Origin of the sequence: Brucella sp. NBRC 12953 (assembly GCF_040369775.1) — a bacterium.
In the GTDB taxonomy this organism is placed as follows: domain Bacteria; phylum Pseudomonadota; class Alphaproteobacteria; order Rhizobiales; family Rhizobiaceae; genus Brucella; species Brucella pseudogrignonensis.
The window spans coordinates 338,846-355,526 of record NZ_BAABSV010000001.1 but is presented as its reverse complement, the minus strand read 5'-3'; the positions used below and the strand labels follow the sequence as shown (position 1 = coordinate 355,526).

Sequence of the window (16,681 nt, the reverse complement as noted above, 5' to 3'; positions counted from 1 at the left end):
TTGGCATTTCGCATTCTCCTACGCAAACGCTCACGCAGTTTTGCTGGAAATGCTCGTAAGGAACATAAAATGCGACCCATCAAGGACATTCTGAAGACCATGGAATATGGACCTTCCCCTGAAGCAAACGGCGATGTGAAGCAGTGGCTGGAACAGCATGGCCATTTTTTCGGTCATTATATCAACGGCGCTTTCGTCAAACCGGAAGGCCGCAAAACCATTGCCGTGGCCAATCCTGCCAATGGCGACAAGCTTGCCGAGATTACACTTGGAACGCAGGAAGACGTCGATCAGGCTGTGAAAGCTGCGCGTGGTGCATTTGGCAAATGGTCGAAGCTATCCGGCCATGAACGTGCGAAATATCTTTATGCAATTGCCCGCCATATCCAGAAGCGCGAACGCTTCCTCTCGGTTCTGGAAACCATGGATAATGGCAAACCGCTGCGCGAAACACGCGATATCGATATTCCGCTGGCAGTTCGTCATTTCTACCATCATGCCGGTTGGGCGGAGATGGTTGAAGATGAGTTCAAGGGCTTCTCGCCGGTTGGCGTTTGTGGTCAGGTGATCCCTTGGAACTTCCCATTGTTGATGCTGGCGTGGAAGATCGCACCGGCCTTGGCTGCGGGAAATACGGTGGTGCTGAAGCCTGCTGATCTCACACCACTGACCGCTATTGCCTTTGCAGAAATCTGCCACGAAGTTGGCCTGCCTGCCGGTGTGGTCAATATCGTACAGGGCGATGGCACAACGGGTGCGAGCCTCTGCGGTCATGACGGCGTCGACAAGGTTGCTTTCACCGGCTCGACACAAGTGGGCCGCATCATCCGCGAGCAAATTGCAGGTTCTGGCAAGAAGCTCTCACTGGAGCTTGGTGGCAAATCGCCCTTCATCGTATTTGAAGATGCTGATCTCGATGCCGCTGTTGAAGGTGTTGTCGATGCCATCTGGTTTAACCAGGGCGAGGTCTGCTGCGCGGGTTCACGCCTTCTGGTGCAGGAAGGTATTGCCGATCGCTTCTATGCCAAGTTGAAAAAGCGTCTTGAAAGCCTGCGCGTCGGTGATCCGCTCGACAAATCCACCGATGTTGGCGCCATTGTCTCGCCTACTCAGGTGAAACGCATATCCGATCTGATCCAGAAAGGTATCGATGAAGGTGGACAACTCTGGCAGACGCCTCATCCGCTGCCTGCCAAGGGTAATTACATTGCGCCCGGTTTTTTCACTGAGGTCGATCAGGCGGCAACGGTCTGCCAGGTGGAAATCTTCGGACCAATCGCCGCCGCCACAACCTTCCGTACGCCAGATGAGGCTGTGGCACTCGCCAACAATACGAGTTACGGTCTTGCCGTATCCATCTGGTCGGAAAACATCAATGTTGCGCTCGACCTCGCAGCCCGCGTCAAAGCCGGTGTTGTCTGGATCAACTGCACCAATATGCTGGATGCAGGCGCAGGCTTTGGCGGTTATCGCGAAAGCGGATACGGCCGTGAAGGTGCACGCGAAGGCCTTTACGAGTATCTTGCAGCCGATTGGGAAAAGACGCTGACTTCTCCAAAGGCTGTCGAAAGCTTTGTACCGTCTGCGGCGCCGTCAGGTGAAGACAAGATCGTCATCAATGGCATTGACCGTACGATGAAGAACTATATTGGCGGCAAGCAGGCTCGTCCTGATGGTGGTTATAGCTATTCGGTTACAGGCAAAGGCGGCGCAGTTATAGGTCAGGCTGGCATTGGCAACCGCAAAGATATCCGCAATGCGGTTGAGGCGGCAGCCAAAGCATCAAACTGGGGCAGCGCGACCGCCCATAACCGGGCACAGGTGCTTTACTATCTGGGTGAAAACCTCGATGCACGCCGCGACAAATTTTTGGCTCGCCTCGTTGACAGCGCCGGCGTCAGCGAAAAGAAAGCTACTGAAGAAGTCGAAGCATCCCTGCGCCGCATTTTCTATTATGCGGCACAGGCCGACAAGTTCGACGGCGCGGTACATTCAACCAAGTCGCGCCATGTGACGCTCGCCATGAACGAGCCATGGGGTGTGATGGGTATCGTCTGCCCGGATGAAGCTCCGCTTTTGTCGCTGGTCTCGCTTGTGCTGCCTGCCATTGCGATGGGTAATCGCGCAGTTGTCGTGCCATCAAGCCGTCATCCGCTGATTGCTGGCGATTTCTATCAGGTGCTCGACACATCGGATGTGCCGGGTGGTGTAATCAACATTGTCACCGGCGAACGTGATGTCTTAGCCAAGACATTGGCTGAACATGATGAAGTGGCAGCCCTTTGGTACTTCGGTTCTAAGGAAGGCAGCGCGATGGTTGAAAAGGCTTCTGCCGGAAATCTCAAGGCCACTTGGGTCAATAATGGCCGCCTGCCTAACTGGAACAATACCAGCGAAGCACAAGGTCGCGATTACTTGCGCAGAGCTGTTCAGGTCAAAAACATTTGGGTGCCATACGGCGCTTAAAAAGATAGGCCCGGTCGATCGACCGGGCCTTTCAGTTTCAGACAATCAAGCGGTACTTTCAAAGCCGGATTACATATTCCTTGCGCGTAGTTTCAATAACGTCCCAGGTACCTTTGAAACCCGGTTGAATAACAAAACTATCGCCTGCTTTAAGCGTGCGTGCTTCACCACCCTCTTCCGTCAGAACCGAGTGGCCTGCCAAAATATGACAAAACTCCCATTCGTCATATTCTACGCGCCATTTTCCGGGTGAGCTCTCCCATACGCCTGCGAATAGCTTGCCGTCGGTACTTTCCTCGAAGTTCCACGTAAGAAACCGCGGATCGCCCAAAAGAACGCGCTCCGGCAAAGGAGCGCTTTCTTCTGGTTCCACACCATCGATATCAAAACTGAGGAATCGGCTCATCGCATCAAACCTTGGCGAGTGCCTGCTCGATATCAGCAATGATGTCATCAGCGTCTTCGATGCCAATGGACAGACGAACAACATGAGGGCCTGCGCCCGCAGCAACCTTCTGTTCGTCAGTCAGCTGACGATGCGTTGTTGATGCCGGGTGAATAACCAGCGAACGCGTGTCACCGATATTGGCCAGAAGCGAGAACAGCTCAAGGCTATCAACAAACTTGACGCCCGCTTCATAACCGCTCTTCAGACCGAAGGTGAAAACCGAGCCAGCGCCCTTCGGCGAATATTTCTGCTGCAGCGCATGATATTTGTCATGCGGCAGTCCCGCATAATTCACCCAGGACACTTTTTCGTGCCCATGCAGCCATGACGCAACCTTCAATGCGTTATCCGCGTGGCGCTGCATACGCAGTGGCAATGTTTCAACGCCTGTCAGTATCTGGAACGCATTGAACGGTGAAATGGCTGGGCCAAAATCGCGCAGACCGAGCACGCGCGCCGCAATGGCAAACGAGATATTGCCAAAGGTCTTATGCAATTCGAGCCCGGCATAGTCTGGGCGGGGTTCAGTCAGAAGCGGATAATTGCCGGACTTGGCCCAATCAAATGTGCCTGCGTCAACCAGAATGCCCCCCATCGAATTGCCATGACCGCCGATGAACTTGGTCAGCGAATGCACGACGATATCCGCGCCATGCTCAATCGGGCGCACCAGATAAGGCGATGCCAGCGTGTTATCTACGATCAGTGGCAGGCCATGCTTATGCGCGATTTCGGCAATCGCTTCGATATCGACGACGATCCCGCCCGGATTGGCAAAGCTTTCAATGAAGATTGCGCGTGTCTTGCTATCGATCTGCTTTGCGAAATCGGTCGGGTTGGTCGCATCAGCCCAACGAACCTGCCAGCCGAAAGATTTGAACGACTGACCGAACTGGTTGATCGAACCGCCGTAAAGCTGGCGCGCTGCGATGAAATTATCACCCGGCTGCAGCAGTGTATGAAAAACAAGCAGCTGTGCAGCATGACCGGAAGCCGTCGCAACAGCAGCCGTACCACCTTCAAGTGCCGCAATGCGCTCTTCCAGAACGGCTGTAGTTGGGTTTGTGATGCGCGTATAGATATTGCCAAAAGCCTGCAGGCCAAACAGAGATGCGGCATGATCTGCATCGTTAAACACGAAGGATGTGGTCTGATAGATCGGCGTGGCCCGCGCGCCCGTAGTTGGGTCAGGCTTCGCGCCTGCGTGAACTGCGAGTGTTTCGATCCCTGGTGAGCGCTTAGACATGAGTTCCTCCTGACAGCCTATGCCAAATAATGTGACCGGACGTTAGGCTTTGCGTGAGAGAAAGCAAAGGAGGAATTTGCTCCCAGCGATACAATTAAAGAAATTAATTCCGTGGTTTACGGTCAACCAATCAGACGCGGGTACTCGATAGCTGGACACCGATCCATCACAACCTTCAAACCAGCTTCTTCAGCCTTTTTTGCAGCCTCTTCATGCACCACATCAAGCTGTGTCCAAAGAACGGCCGGGCGATGTTTTAAGGCGAGAATTTCATCCACAATACCGGGAAGTGAATAGGACGCGCGAAACACGTCCACCATATCAATCGGCTCATTGATGTCGGCAAGCTCGGCTACGACTTGCTGCCCGTGGATGGTCTTTCCCACCTGCCCCGGATTAACGGGAATGACGTGATAGCCACGATCCAACAGAAACTTCATGACACCGTTGCTCGGCCGCTCCGGTTTTGGCGAAGCACCAAGCAAAGCAATCGTTCTGACGGACTGCAGAATATCGCGAATCTCGTTATCTGAAGACATCTGCATAACGTTCCTCCAATGCCATTGCGGCTTTTATTGTAAGCATACAGAAACACAGGCTTGCAAGACCGGCCACACTCCCCCTATTTCTTATTGCAAGGGAGAGAAGATGAACATCAGCACCGCACACCATATCGGCTTGAGTCCCGTCATGAGCATTGAAGATTTGCAAACCTTCATGGGGCGCGAATTTCCGCAGCTTGGTGAAAGCTTTAAGATCGTCTCGGTCAGTGAAGGTGCTGCGATCATGCATCTTCATGCTGACGAACAACATTTACGCCCGGGCGGCACTGTATCCGGCCCTTCTCTCTTTGCTCTGGCTGATGTGGCGGCTTATGCGGCCATTTTAGGTCATATCGGGCCTGTAGCGCTGGCGGTCACGACCAACCTCAACATCAATTTTCTCCGCAAAGCCGATCCGGGCATAGTCGAAGCCGTGGCACGGATTCTCAAACTCGGAAAGCGTTTGGCCGTTTTGGAAATAAGCCTGACAAGCGCCACAACAGGTGAGCTTATTGCACACGCAACCGCGACTTATTCCATTCCACCACGATAAAAAGATACGGTATTATAATACCAATATCATAACTTATTGTTTTTATTGAGTTTTTAAAAGATTGCTGTAAAAACAGCGCTTGACGGCCCGCCAGAGTTTGTGTATCGACCCGCCCAGCACGTATGGAAGTCCGCTTTTATACGTTCTTACGGTTGGCCGTCGTCACGATTGGTACGACCAAAACAAGCAACAAGAAAAGCCCGGATCGCAAGATCGGGGATTAAGTCAAGGAAGACTTCAATGGCAACTTTTTCTCAGAAGCCAGCCGAAGTGGTGAAGAAGTGGATTCTGATCGACGCAGAAGGTCTCGTCGTCGGTCGTCTCGCATCCCTCGTCGCCAATCGCCTGCGCGGTAAGCACAAAGCAACCTTCACCCCGCACGTTGACGATGGCGACAATGTCATCATCATCAATGCAGACAAGGTTGTTCTGACCGGCAAGAAGTACACCGACAAGGTTTACTACTGGCACACTGGCCATCCAGGTGGCATCAAGGAACGTACTGCTCGCCAGATTCTCGAAGGCCGTTTCCCGGAACGCGTTCTTGAAAAGGCTATCGAGCGCATGATCCCACGCGGTCCTCTTGGCCGTCGCCAGATGAAGAACCTGCGCGTTTACGCAGGTGCAGAACATCAGCATGAAGCTCAGCAGCCAGAAGTTCTGGACGTAGCAGCGCTGAACCGCAAGAACAAAGGGAATGCATAATCATGGCTGAGCAGCTCAACTCGCTCGAAGAACTCGGCAGCGTAGCCGCTGAACAGGCCGCTCCGGTTCACGTTCAGAAGATCGACGCTCAGGGCCGCGCTTATGCGACCGGCAAGCGTAAAGACGCGATTGCTCGCGTTTGGGTCAAGCCAGGTTCTGGCAAGATCACAGTCAACGGCAAAGAATTTGCTGCATACTTCGCACGTCCGGTTCTGCAGATGATCCTGCAGCAGCCAATCGTTGCTTCGAACCGCGCTGGTCAGTTCGACGTTGTCGCAACTGTTGTTGGCGGCGGTCTTTCCGGTCAGGCCGGTGCTGTTCGTCACGGCATCTCCAAGGCACTCACCTACTACGAACCAGGCCTTCGCACGGTTCTCAAGAAGGGTGGCTTCCTTACTCGCGATAGCCGCGTTGTTGAACGTAAGAAGTACGGTAAGGCCAAGGCTCGCCGTTCGTTCCAGTTCTCGAAGCGTTAATACGCTTCAGGCCAGTTCTCGAAGCATTCATATTTATCGCTTTGGAATTACAGAAAAGCGGGCCTTCGGGTCCGCTTTTTTGTTTTGATGGTTGGCTAAAGCCAATCGCATTAGCCTGCCCAAGCACGAATGGCTTTACGGTTGACGTCCAACTGTTTTGCGACAGGCAGTTTGTAGTAGTCGGGTGCCATTCCAGAAACCCAATCACCATAACTCGGATTGGGCAACATGAAGAACTTTGTACCAAAGGCTTCGCGGTTAGCTGCGACGAATGCGCGGCGCTGCTGATTGCTCTTATGATAAGTCGCAGTTCCGAAATCGTTGAGATTGTCGCCGATATAGATCACGACATCAAAACCTGCTGCCTTCACAGCATCAAAGCGCGCCTGTTTGTTGGGTTGACCATTATTCAGAAGCAGAGTTTTTGCCGACACACCGGGAAAGCCCAGCTTCTTGATGTTTTCTGCCGTATGTTCAAACGATCTTGCATCACGGTTTGTCACATAAATCATCGTGCCACCATGCGCGTTTACATAACGTGCAAACTCGACAGCACCGGCGAGTGGCCTTGCCTGTTCAGCAGCCATCCAGCGCGCCCAGGTCTTCTCTGTGTAAGGCAAATTATGTTGGATACGCCATCCCGCATAAGCTGAATTATCGATCATCGTCTCATCGAGATCAACGATCACGGCTTTCCTGTAACCCTTGCGAACCTTTGCCGTATCGAACGCTTTGCGCGCACTGTTAAAGGCCTGATAGGCAAGCGCCTCGTATTCGCCAGATTGTTGCATCCAGTTCACAGCACTCACATTTTGCTGCTCAAGCTGTAGGCGCGCGGCACGCTGGTCGGTCACACATCCGGATAAGACCGCAGAGCAAGCAAATATAATTGAAACCGGTAGAATCACTTTTTTCATAATGTCCCTCTTCAAAAGAAGGCATTAGCTACGAGCCGTTGAGTTCCAACAATCATGGTTGTGCGGGGGCAATATCTTGTCAGGAGCGCGTCTTCGCCGCAGTTGAAAGCAATCGGCTCTGCCGTCATGAAGAAGGAAGCCCGAGATTTTTCGCCAACGGATTATGCCTATGTCCACGACCACATCTGACCGCTTCGCTCATACACCCCAACCGCCCTACTTCGTTGTTTCGTTTTCGTCGCAACGCATGGGCGATGATGATGGCTATGGTGAAATGGCCGACCGCATGGCGGAGCTTGCTGCAAAGCAGCCCGGCTATATTGGCGTTGAGAGTGCGCGCGATGCAGAAGGTTTCGGCATCACCAATTCATTCTGGGTGGATGAAGACAGCATCCGCGCATGGAAGCGCGACGTTGATCATCTTGTGGCGCAAAAGCTTGGCCGTCAGCAATGGTATGAAGCGTATTGCGTTCGCATTGCGCGTGTAGAACGTGCTTACGGGTTTGAAGATAGATCGCGTCGCACTTAATCGTAATCATCATGATCGCTCCATCTTTTTTGATTTTAAGCATATCGTTATCGGAAAACCGGTTCCCACTTTTCCGCGACATGCTTTAAAACCGCATAAAGCAATCTCCCATTTTGCTTCGTGAAGCGCTATGAGAGTTGAGACACCATCCGGGAGCCGGCCATGCCCTCTAAGACGATTGACCATGCTTTCACCGCTCGCAGCCTGACAAGTGCTGCCACCGACCCCACCCATGCGGGTGTGCTGTCGTTTATGCGGCGTCTTTACAGTAAATCGCTGAAAGGTGCTGAAGCCGTGGTCTGGGGTATTCCGTTCGATGCGGCGGTCTCTAATCGTCCGGGCGCACGGTTTGGTCCGCAGGCCATTCGGCGTGCATCGGCCATTTTCGATAATGATCCGCAATATCCATTCGAGCGCGATCTGTTCGAAGACCTTGCTGTCATCGACTACGGTGATTGCCTGCTTGATTATGGCAATCATTATAAGACGCCAGCGACTATCGAGCGGGAAGCCGCAAAAGTCCTCAAATCAGATGCATTTTTGCTAACGCTTGGCGGCGATCATTTCGTGACGTGGCCCCTGCTTAAAGCCCACGCTGCAAAATATGGCCCACTGGCGCTCGTTCAGTTTGACGCACATCAGGATACGTGGTTCGACGATGGCAAACGCATCGATCACGGCTCTTTCGTCGCGCGTGCCGTTCGTGACGGGATTATCGATCCCAAACATTCGATCCAGGTCGGTATTCGCACACACGCGCCGGAAGATTGCGGCATCAAGATCATTTATGGTCACGAAGTCGAGGATATGTCGGCGCAGGCAATTGCTGACGAAATTCTCAAGCGCACCGCTGGCAAGAAGACCTATCTGACTTTCGACATTGATTGCCTCGACCCAGCCTTTGCGCCAGGAACAGGCACACCTGTTGCCGGTGGCCCTTCGTCTGCGAAAATGCTTTCCGTGCTTCGTAAGCTCACTTCGCTTGATTTTGTGGGTGCGGACGTTGTTGAGGTTGCACCGGCTTATGATCATGCTGATATAACGGCAATCGCAGGTGCCACAATCGCAATGTATTATCTTGGATTGCTGGCTGAACAAAAAGCACGACGACGATAGATAAAGCTCAGAAACTGATTCAAGCAGCTGAAAAATCGATTCCGAATACTGATGTAACTTTCTGAAATCTAAAGGCAAAGCGCATGAAACCGAAAATCTTCATCGACGGCGAACACGGCACAACTGGTCTGCAAATCCGCAGCCGCCTTGCCGAGCGCGACGATCTTGAAGTTATTTCCATCCCGGAAGCCGAGCGACGCAACAAGGATTTGCGCGCCGACTATCTGCGCGCTGCCGATATCGCGATCCTCTGCCTGCCGGACGATGCTTCCAAGGAAGCTGTCACGCTGCTGGAAGGTCACAACTCGACCCGCATCATCGATACCTCGACCGCACATCGGGTACATGCCGACTGGGCCTATGGTTTTGCAGAGCTTGCAAAAGGACAGCGTGAGCGGATCTCTGAGGCACGGCTCGTTGCCAATCCCGGCTGCTATCCGACGGGTGCAATCGCACTGGTGCGCCCATTGCGCGACGCTGGCCTGCTGGCTGCGGATTATCCGATCAGCGTCAACGCGGTTTCCGGCTATACGGGCGGCGGCAAGCAGATGATCGCGCAGATGGAAGACAAGAACCATCCAGAGCATCTCGCAGCCAATAACTTCCTTTATGGCTTGTCGCTGCACCACAAGCATGTGCCGGAACTTCAGTTGCATGGCCGTCTGGATCGTCGTCCGATTTTCAGCCCAAGCGTGGGCCGTTTCCCGCAGGGTATGATCGTTCAGGTTCCGCTGTTTGTTACCGAGCTTGGAGGCACTCCATCGCTCAAGGATATTCATGCCGCTCTGACTGCCCATTACGCCGGTCAGGATATTGTGGAAGTGGTTTCGCTTGATGAAAGCAGCAAGCTTGCGCGCGTCGATGCTGAGGAGCTTGCAGGCAAGGATGGCATGAAGCTGTTCGTGTTTGGCACGGAAGGTGACAATCAGGTCAATCTCGTGGCGCTGCTCGACAATCTCGGCAAGGGTGCTTCGGGTGCCGCTGTTCAGAACATGAACCTGATGCTTGGAGAAGCCTAATGACGGAAAGGCCGATATTCCCTGCCGAATGGAATATCGGCTCTTTTGAGCCACTGGCTGATACACATTCAAGCCTCGTCTGGAAAGTCGAACGCAACGACTATCCAGACGAGGTTTTTGTTATCAAGCAGCTGAAGCCTGCAGGAATGGAGGAATTGCGTGGCGCGCATTATCTTTCATGGCGTGACGGTCACGGCGCTGCAAAGCTTTACGATCTCAAGGGCACGTCGATGCTGCTCGAATATGCGGGCAGCTATCATCTTGATCAGCACCTGAAGAACGGTAAAGACGGCGAGTGCCTGACAGTTTTCGGTGAGGTTCTGGCTGCACTGCATCAGCCTTCTCCCGCTGCCGTTCCCACTGATCTGCAGCCTTTGGATAAGCATTTCGCAGGTCTGTTTGCAGTCGCCAATGAAAGCCCGGTCTATGCGGAAGCCGCATCCCTAGCCCAACGCCTTCTGTCATCGCCACATAGCGCCATTCCGCTGCATGGTGACATTCACCACGAGAACGTCATTTGGGGGCCGCGTGGCTGGCTGGTGATAGATCCCCATGGACTGATAGGTGATGCAGCATTCGATGCCGCCAATATCTTCTACAATCCGCTTGATCGCGATGATCTGTGCCTTGATCTTCAACGCGCAAGGCACATGGCCGAGCATTTCGCGCCAATTCTCAAACGCGATCCAGCCTATGTTCTGGATTATGCTTTTGCTTATGGCTGCCTTTCGGCGGCGTGGCACCGTGAAGACGGCAATGATGCCGATGAAGCGCGGGAGCTGAAAATAGCCTCCGCGCTACGAAGCCTGCGCCTGACGGCTTAGGCTCGGGCCCCCTTCATAATAGGCCCGAAGCCTATCCCTCGTAAGCGCCCTTCGTTGCGCGCCAATGTGCCACAGCAAAGGCCAGCACCATCAGCGCAACAAACTGGTGTGTGAGACCGAGATCAAGAGGAACGCTCATCAGAAGTGTTGCAATGCCGATGGCTGCCTGTACCAGTATCAGACCCAGCAGAACGATGGTCCGGCGCGCATGGGTGGTCGCAGCTGCGTTTTTCCAGACCTGCACGGCGTGAAGTACAGCCAGAACCAGCACCGTATAGGCAAACATCCGGTGAACGAACTGCACGGTCTTTGGATTTTCAAACAGGTTACGCCACCAAGGCGATTGTATGAACAGATCTGACGGAATGATCGCGCCGTCCATCAATGGCCAGGTGTTATAAGTCAGACCGGCATGAAGACCGGCAACCAGACCGCCAAGATAAATCTGTATCAGCACCGCAAATACCAGCCAGCCAGCGAAACGCTGGATAGACCGTTCCGCCGGGCGTTCGGTATATTTCACCAAACCGCGGGCGATGTAGAACACTGCCGTTATGATGACGCAGGCTGTGGTCAGATGGATCGCCAGGCGATACTGGCTGACGCTTGTGCGCTCGCTCAGGCCAGATGCAACCATCCACCAGCCGATTGCGCCCTGAAAACCGCCCAATGCAAGCAGTCCGAGCATACGATATTTCAGTGTCGTGTTAAGACGGCCCGTAAGCCAGAAGAACGCAAGCGGCACGGCTACCAGAAAGCCCACGAAGCGGGCCAGCATACGATGCGCCCATTCCCACCAGAAGATGAACTGAAACTCTTCGAGGGCCATGCCCTTGTTAATCTGCTGATATTGCGGAATCTGGCGGTACTTATCGAATTCTTCCAGCCATTCTGCATGATTGAGTGGCGGAATAACGCCATGGATCGGCTTCCACTCGGTAATCGACAGGCCCGAGCCTGTCATGCGGGTGGCGCCGCCGACCATGACAATGGCGATCAGAACGACAAAAACCGCATAGAGCCAATACCGGATCAACCGACGATTTGTATCATCGCGGGATCTTGTTGCGCCCTGCCCTTCATGTCGAACGGTAACTGCCGCCATGCCATCTCTTCCTTCAATATTTAGTCAGGGATACATGCCGCATAGGCGAAGCGGTTACAAGACAGGTTCACGCGACATGCCGACGCGTTTTCGCTTCCTTTGCGCGTGCTCACGAGCTAGTGAAGACAGGACAGAGGAGAAAGACATGCCCGTTCGGCTGAAAAAACTCATTGGCACGTTTCTGCTGGTAGCCCTTGTGATTATCTATGCAGTTTTTGCAACGATCATCGCCGTAGCCCAGCTCGCCAATTCACCGGCATGGGTACATCTGCTCTACTTCCTTCTCACAGGTCTTTTGTGGGTTTTGCCAGCCATGGGAATTATCTGGTGGATGGCACAACCTCCGCGCCAAAAACGCCACTGATTATTTTGCGGGGGCGGGTCGAACGTGACTGACAAGGCAATAGTTAGCCTGACACCGCGGCTCATCACCGATTATGAGCAGTTGCGCGATATCTGGTCAAAACAGGATGCCGTCCACGGGAATGCTCAAAGTTTTGACTGGATCGACTGCTGGCGCAGGCAAGTTAATGCGGATAGCTTTGTAGCGGGTCTTTTTACTGGCAACGAGCCCATCATGCTATTGCCATTGGAAGTTCTCAGAATGAATGGCGCACGCGTTCTGCGCTATCCCGGTGGAAGCCACGCGAATTGCAATTTCCCATGGCTTGACGGTCAGGTTGATTACAAATCAATCGAAAATCTTGTGACAGCTATACGCAAAGCGCGCCCAGACGTGGATGTGCTTTCACTGACGCGGCAGCTACCGTCCTTATCCGGGCGCGATAATCCGTTGTTACAGACGAAGAGCGCAGAGAACCCTAATCCGGTTCTTGCGGCATCTATCACTTGCGGCTTTGAAAGCGTGCTGGAGCGCAGCAACGCCAAGCGTAAACTTAAAAAACATCGTCAGCATGGTCGGCGTTATGAAGAAGCTGGCGGATGGCGGATTTATAGGCCTGAATCTCGTCTGCAATCTGAGCAGGCGCTCGACGCATTCTTTGCACTCAAAGCCCACCGTTTTAAACAAATGGGAATAAGCGACCCTTTTGCAGAGGCAGACATTCAGGCCTTCTTTAAACAGCTTTATAGCCATGCTGCAGAACAACAATCTCCAAATTTCGAACTTCGGGTTCTGGAGGTGAACGGCAAAATCCGTTCGCTTATTGGCAAGAGCATCTCGAAATCCGGGCCAACCGTCGAGTTCAGCGCCATTGCCGATGATGAGTTGATGACCGCCAGCCCCGGCGAGTTTTTGTTCTACGAAGATATCAAGAAAAACTGCGAGAGCGGACGAGACATCTATAGTTTCGGTATCGGCGATGAGCCCTATAAGCGGGAATGGTGCGATATCCAATCCAGCATCTACGACACCATCATTCCGCTGACTGCAAAAGGCAAAGCATTCACTGTATTGCAATCAGCAAGAAGCAAGGTGGTTGCTAAAATCAAGGGTAATCCGCGCCTATGGCAATTAGCCAAGACCATGCGGAGCAAATTGGCCCTACGCTGAGATTTCAAGGTAAGCGCTTCCCGATCTGATTCAGTTGAAAGCGCTATCTCATTGATCGGGAATCGAAATCAGGCTGTCGGCCGTGGCGTTTCAGAACTGGAAGCAGCCGCAGCATGGGCCGGATTATCCATCAGAATGATGACGTCTTCATAGCCACCCTGATCCATATCAAGGGCTGCCATAACGACAGTGTTGTCGTCAGGATCGACGATATTCATGATAACCAATGCCGGACCATCTGCGATACGGCGTATTTGACGTGAGGTCGAAGGACCACATTCGACAACGACGAAATCATAAACCGTTTCCAGCGCGTCAAGAATATACGGCAGACGATCAGCCGAACGCATTGCGCTTTCCGGCTCAACTTTACCAAGCGGCATTACATGCGCCTGAGAATAGTGGTCGGTGTGAATGACGTCATTGAAGCGGCGTTCTCCCGCGAGAAGCTCTGTAATGCCGGCACGGTTGCCGCCATCCAGCATTGTCCGCCCCAACGTACCATAGGCAGTCATATCGATCAGAATGGCACGCTTGCCACGATCCGCCAGCTCGCGCAGCAACCGAACAGTGCCCGCGGAAGCCGTATCGCCTTCTGGCGAAACCGCAATAACGCGCTTCAATTTGTTCGCCACGAGCCTATCGGCAACCGCTTTCACACCATTCGGGTTTTCCGGAACGGCTGGAACATTCTGGTCGATTTCGACCAAAGCTTCCGTCATGAATGGCGATGTCCAATGCCGGACCGGCCTGTGAGAGCCTTCTAGTTCATTTTCCGAAGGCGGAACAAAAGCCATATCGGTCGCAGCCTCAATGACCGGCATTTCAATTTCTTCGACCGAAGCAATGCGCCTTCCATCCGCAGTTACAAATGCCCGACCGCTGAACAGCTCACGTAGCAATACGAAGATTGAAAGAATGAGAAGCCCGGCAACAAAGGTTGCGCTGACGATAGGCAAGATCTTCGGATAATAAGGAACCGCAGGTGCATCGGCACGCGAGAAGATGCGCGCATCGGCAGGAACATAATTGCGATCCGTTCGCGACGCAGCTTCGCGATAACGCGTCAGATAAGTTTCCAGAAGCTGACGTTGAGCCGCGGCTTCACGCTCAAGAGCCCGCAACTCCACTTCCTGTGCACCAGCCTGTGCGGCCTGTGCTTTGACACGGTTAAGCTCGCGGTTAAGCTCATCTTCGCGAAGTTTCGCGGCGTTCACCTCATTATTGAGGCTCGCAAGCAATTTGCGACCTTCCGCATTAATCTGACGATCCAGATCGGCAAGCTGCGAACGCAAAGCCTTAATACGCGGATGACCTTCAAGCAGCGTCACCGATAGATCGGCAATTTGCGCGTTGCGTTCAATGCGACGTTCAGCAAGGCGCTGCATCATGCCGGACGCAACCACATCGGGCAGCGTATCAACCGGCACACCCGAAGCGAGTGCCTGACGGACGCTCTCGGCGCGGGCCTCCGAAGCGGCACGATTGGCGCGCAGACGCGTAAGTTCGGTTGTAACTTCTGTGAGCTGCTGGGCGGCGATGGTGGTGTTCGTCTGTCCGGTCAGAAGTCCTTGGGCCGCACGATAATCAGCGACTTTCTTTTCTGAATCGCGAACCTTACCGCGCAGATCCTCGATTTCAGGCGCGAGCCAACCGGTAGCATCATCATTGGATTGAAGTTTTGCAGCACCTTGAAGCGCGATATATGCGTCTGCAACTGCATTTGCGATATCAGCTGCTTCCTGCGCACTGGCAGACGTATATTGAACCACGATCACGCGTGAACCAGCGACATTGAAGACTTGCAGGTTTTGACGCAGAATCTGCAACGCACGCTCTTCAGGCGTCAGATTTTCTGGGTTGTTACGCATCCCAAGAAGAATCAAGACACGCGTCCAAGGCCTTATATTCGTTGAGGTAAATGCCTCGTTTTGGGTAAGCTTGAGCCTGTCTGCGACCTGCTTCAAAAGATCGCCAGAGGTTAGAACCTCGACCTGACTTTTAACGCCTTCGGGGTCCATGACCGGACGTTCAGTCGTCGCTTCACCATTGGGGCGCGTAAAAACGGACTCGCGCGATTCAATCAGAATGCGCGTTTCTGCACGATAGTCCGGGGTGATAAGCAGACAAATAATCCACGCCAGCACAGCCATGATGGCTGCACCACTGATAATCAAAAGCCAATTTCGGCGCAGGCTCGCAAAGAGCGCACCGATATCAATATCTGCGTCTTTCGACAGGCTATCGACTTCAGTCATTCCGACACTCCGCGAGACAACGGTTCTCGAGCAACCGCCCTCACCCATACAAAGGCAAACAGCCAATTTTGTAAGGAAACGTAAACGAACAAGGTAACCAGACCGTTAAACACACGCATCGCAATGTTAATACCAAGGCTCAAATTGCTGACGCAGCACGGATCGCCGCTCGAATTAGCAGAGGACAAACGGGTTTTATTCAATACGCCCTGTATAAGCTGCCCATGTATAAAGATTTTTCATCCGAATGGCGGTTCTTTACCAGCCATTAACCTTAATCAAACGATAACATCACTCATAAGCACTCGGATATTCGTGATCCGAATCTCTAAATGCGGCAGGCTTTTCGGAAGAGACCGAGGCAACAATGACAATGCAGAAAACTCATAAAAAGCGCTCGGGCCACATGGTCCTTATCGCGCTCGGCCTCGCGGCGATGACGCTTTCCGCATGTTCAAGCTATCGCCCTGCCCCTCCGGCTTTTCATGCAGCACTGAACGAGCCTTATATGCTCAATTCCGGCGATCGCGTGCGCGTTACCGTATTTGAGCAGGCAAGCCTCACCAATAATTATAGCGTCGATCAGTCGGGCTACATCGCTTTCCCGCTTATTGGCAGCGTTCCTGCGAGCGGCAAAACCGTAAAGCAACTTGAAGGAGTTATCGCGTCCAAACTGCGCGGCGGCTACCTGCGCGATCCAGATGTAAGTGTCGAGGTTGATCGCTATCGGCCAATCTTCATCATGGGTGAAGTCGGTGGCTCCGGTCAGTATTCATACGTGCCGGGCATGACTGTTCAGAAAGCCATTGCTGCGGCGGGCGGTTTCAGCCCCCGCGCCAATCAGGAGAATGTCGACATCACGCGCACCGTTAACGGCGAAGTGGTGACAGGTCGGGTTCTGATCTCTGATCCGATCCTGCCGGGCGACACAGTCTATGTCCGCGAACGTCTGTTCTGATGGCGA

At 53.2% G+C, this 16,681-nt stretch carries 17 protein-coding genes; 11 read left to right on the top strand and 6 right to left on the bottom strand.

Features of this window, described 5'->3' with window-relative positions; all coding sequences use genetic code 11:
- Positions 1 to 69: 69 nt before the first annotated feature.
- Positions 70 to 2,466, top strand: a complete 2,397-nt coding sequence (locus ABWV94_RS01790) for an aldehyde dehydrogenase family protein (RefSeq protein WP_162761732.1) — start codon at positions 70 to 72, stop codon at positions 2,464 to 2,466.
- A 58-nt stretch (positions 2,467 to 2,524) separates the two neighbouring features.
- On the opposite strand, the gene ABWV94_RS01785 is transcribed toward ABWV94_RS01790, so the two are convergent.
- The 3 genes from ABWV94_RS01785 to ABWV94_RS01775 form a co-directional block, all read right to left on the bottom strand.
- Positions 2,525 to 2,872 (bottom strand): cupin domain-containing protein, encoded by a 348-nt coding sequence (locus ABWV94_RS01785; protein ID WP_113498569.1) that lies wholly within the window; start codon positions 2,870 to 2,872, stop codon positions 2,525 to 2,527.
- Positions 2,873 to 2,876: 4 nt separating this feature from the next.
- Positions 2,877 to 4,160: an O-acetylhomoserine aminocarboxypropyltransferase gene (locus ABWV94_RS01780; RefSeq protein ID WP_113498567.1), complete on the bottom strand. Its 1,284-nt coding sequence runs from the start codon at positions 4,158 to 4,160 to the stop codon at positions 2,877 to 2,879.
- 122 nt (positions 4,161 to 4,282) lie between these two features.
- Complete coding sequence (locus ABWV94_RS01775; RefSeq protein ID WP_113498565.1) at positions 4,283 to 4,705, bottom strand: CoA-binding protein; 423 nt, start codon at positions 4,703 to 4,705, stop codon at positions 4,283 to 4,285.
- Between the two features lie 103 nt (positions 4,706 to 4,808).
- On the opposite strand from ABWV94_RS01775, the gene ABWV94_RS01770 reads away from it, so the two are divergent.
- From ABWV94_RS01770 to rpsI, 3 genes are all read left to right on the top strand, one after another.
- Positions 4,809 to 5,255 (top strand): PaaI family thioesterase, encoded by a 447-nt coding sequence (locus tag ABWV94_RS01770; protein WP_113498563.1) that lies wholly within the window; start codon positions 4,809 to 4,811, stop codon positions 5,253 to 5,255.
- Between the two features lie 240 nt (positions 5,256 to 5,495).
- Complete coding sequence (gene rplM, locus ABWV94_RS01765; protein ID WP_007874511.1) at positions 5,496 to 5,960, top strand: 50S ribosomal protein L13; 465 nt, start codon at positions 5,496 to 5,498, stop codon at positions 5,958 to 5,960.
- Between the two features lie 2 nt (positions 5,961 to 5,962).
- On the top strand, positions 5,963 to 6,436 hold the full coding sequence (gene rpsI, locus ABWV94_RS01760; protein WP_064320455.1) for a 30S ribosomal protein S9: 474 nt from the start codon (positions 5,963 to 5,965) through the stop codon (positions 6,434 to 6,436).
- A gap of 110 nt (positions 6,437 to 6,546) precedes the next feature.
- Here the strand turns inward: rpsI and ABWV94_RS01755 are convergent, their stop codons facing one another.
- Complete coding sequence (locus ABWV94_RS01755; RefSeq protein ID WP_113498561.1) at positions 6,547 to 7,353, bottom strand: 5'-nucleotidase, lipoprotein e(P4) family; 807 nt, start codon at positions 7,351 to 7,353, stop codon at positions 6,547 to 6,549.
- A gap of 169 nt (positions 7,354 to 7,522) precedes the next feature.
- Between ABWV94_RS01755 and ABWV94_RS01750 the strand changes: the two genes are divergently transcribed.
- From ABWV94_RS01750 to ABWV94_RS01735, 4 genes are all read left to right on the top strand, one after another.
- Positions 7,523 to 7,882, top strand: a complete 360-nt coding sequence (locus ABWV94_RS01750; RefSeq protein WP_113498559.1) for an antibiotic biosynthesis monooxygenase family protein — start codon at positions 7,523 to 7,525, stop codon at positions 7,880 to 7,882.
- A gap of 162 nt (positions 7,883 to 8,044) precedes the next feature.
- Positions 8,045 to 8,998, top strand: coding sequence for an agmatinase (gene speB / locus ABWV94_RS01745; protein ID WP_113498557.1), 954 nt, complete (start codon positions 8,045 to 8,047; stop codon positions 8,996 to 8,998).
- 83 nt (positions 8,999 to 9,081) lie between these two features.
- Entirely contained in the window at positions 9,082 to 10,017 is a 936-nt protein-coding gene (gene argC, locus ABWV94_RS01740; protein ID WP_113498555.1) for an N-acetyl-gamma-glutamyl-phosphate reductase, read from the top strand.
- A complete protein-coding gene (locus tag ABWV94_RS01735; protein WP_113498553.1) occupies positions 10,017 to 10,841 on the top strand; it encodes an aminoglycoside phosphotransferase family protein in 825 nt (274 codons plus the stop codon). The genes argC and ABWV94_RS01735 overlap by 1 nt, the downstream gene beginning before the upstream one ends.
- Positions 10,842 to 10,872: 31 nt before the next feature.
- Here ABWV94_RS01735 and ABWV94_RS01730 read toward each other — a convergent pair whose 3' ends face one another.
- Positions 10,873 to 11,946 carry a COX15/CtaA family protein gene (locus ABWV94_RS01730; protein ID WP_094543716.1) on the bottom strand — a complete coding sequence of 358 codons (1,074 nt, stop codon included), beginning with the start codon at positions 11,944 to 11,946 and terminating at the stop codon, positions 10,873 to 10,875.
- Between the two features lie 145 nt (positions 11,947 to 12,091).
- Between ABWV94_RS01730 and ABWV94_RS01725 the strand changes: the two genes are divergently transcribed.
- On the top strand, positions 12,092 to 12,310 hold the full coding sequence (locus tag ABWV94_RS01725) for a DUF2842 domain-containing protein (protein WP_007874498.1): 219 nt from the start codon (positions 12,092 to 12,094) through the stop codon (positions 12,308 to 12,310).
- 24 nt (positions 12,311 to 12,334) lie between these two features.
- Entirely contained in the window at positions 12,335 to 13,459 is a 1,125-nt protein-coding gene (locus ABWV94_RS01720) for a GNAT family N-acetyltransferase (RefSeq protein WP_113498551.1), read from the top strand.
- 68 nt (positions 13,460 to 13,527) lie between these two features.
- Here the strand turns inward: ABWV94_RS01720 and ABWV94_RS01715 are convergent, their stop codons facing one another.
- The gene (locus ABWV94_RS01715) at positions 13,528 to 15,717 is read right to left on the bottom strand and encodes a GumC family protein (protein WP_113498549.1); all 2,190 of its coding nucleotides are present in this window, start codon (positions 15,715 to 15,717) and stop codon (positions 13,528 to 13,530) included.
- A 373-nt stretch (positions 15,718 to 16,090) separates the two neighbouring features.
- On the opposite strand from ABWV94_RS01715, the gene ABWV94_RS01710 reads away from it, so the two are divergent.
- Complete coding sequence (locus ABWV94_RS01710; RefSeq protein WP_064322393.1) at positions 16,091 to 16,675, top strand: polysaccharide biosynthesis/export family protein; 585 nt, start codon at positions 16,091 to 16,093, stop codon at positions 16,673 to 16,675.
- Positions 16,676 to 16,681: the final 6 nt, after the last annotated feature.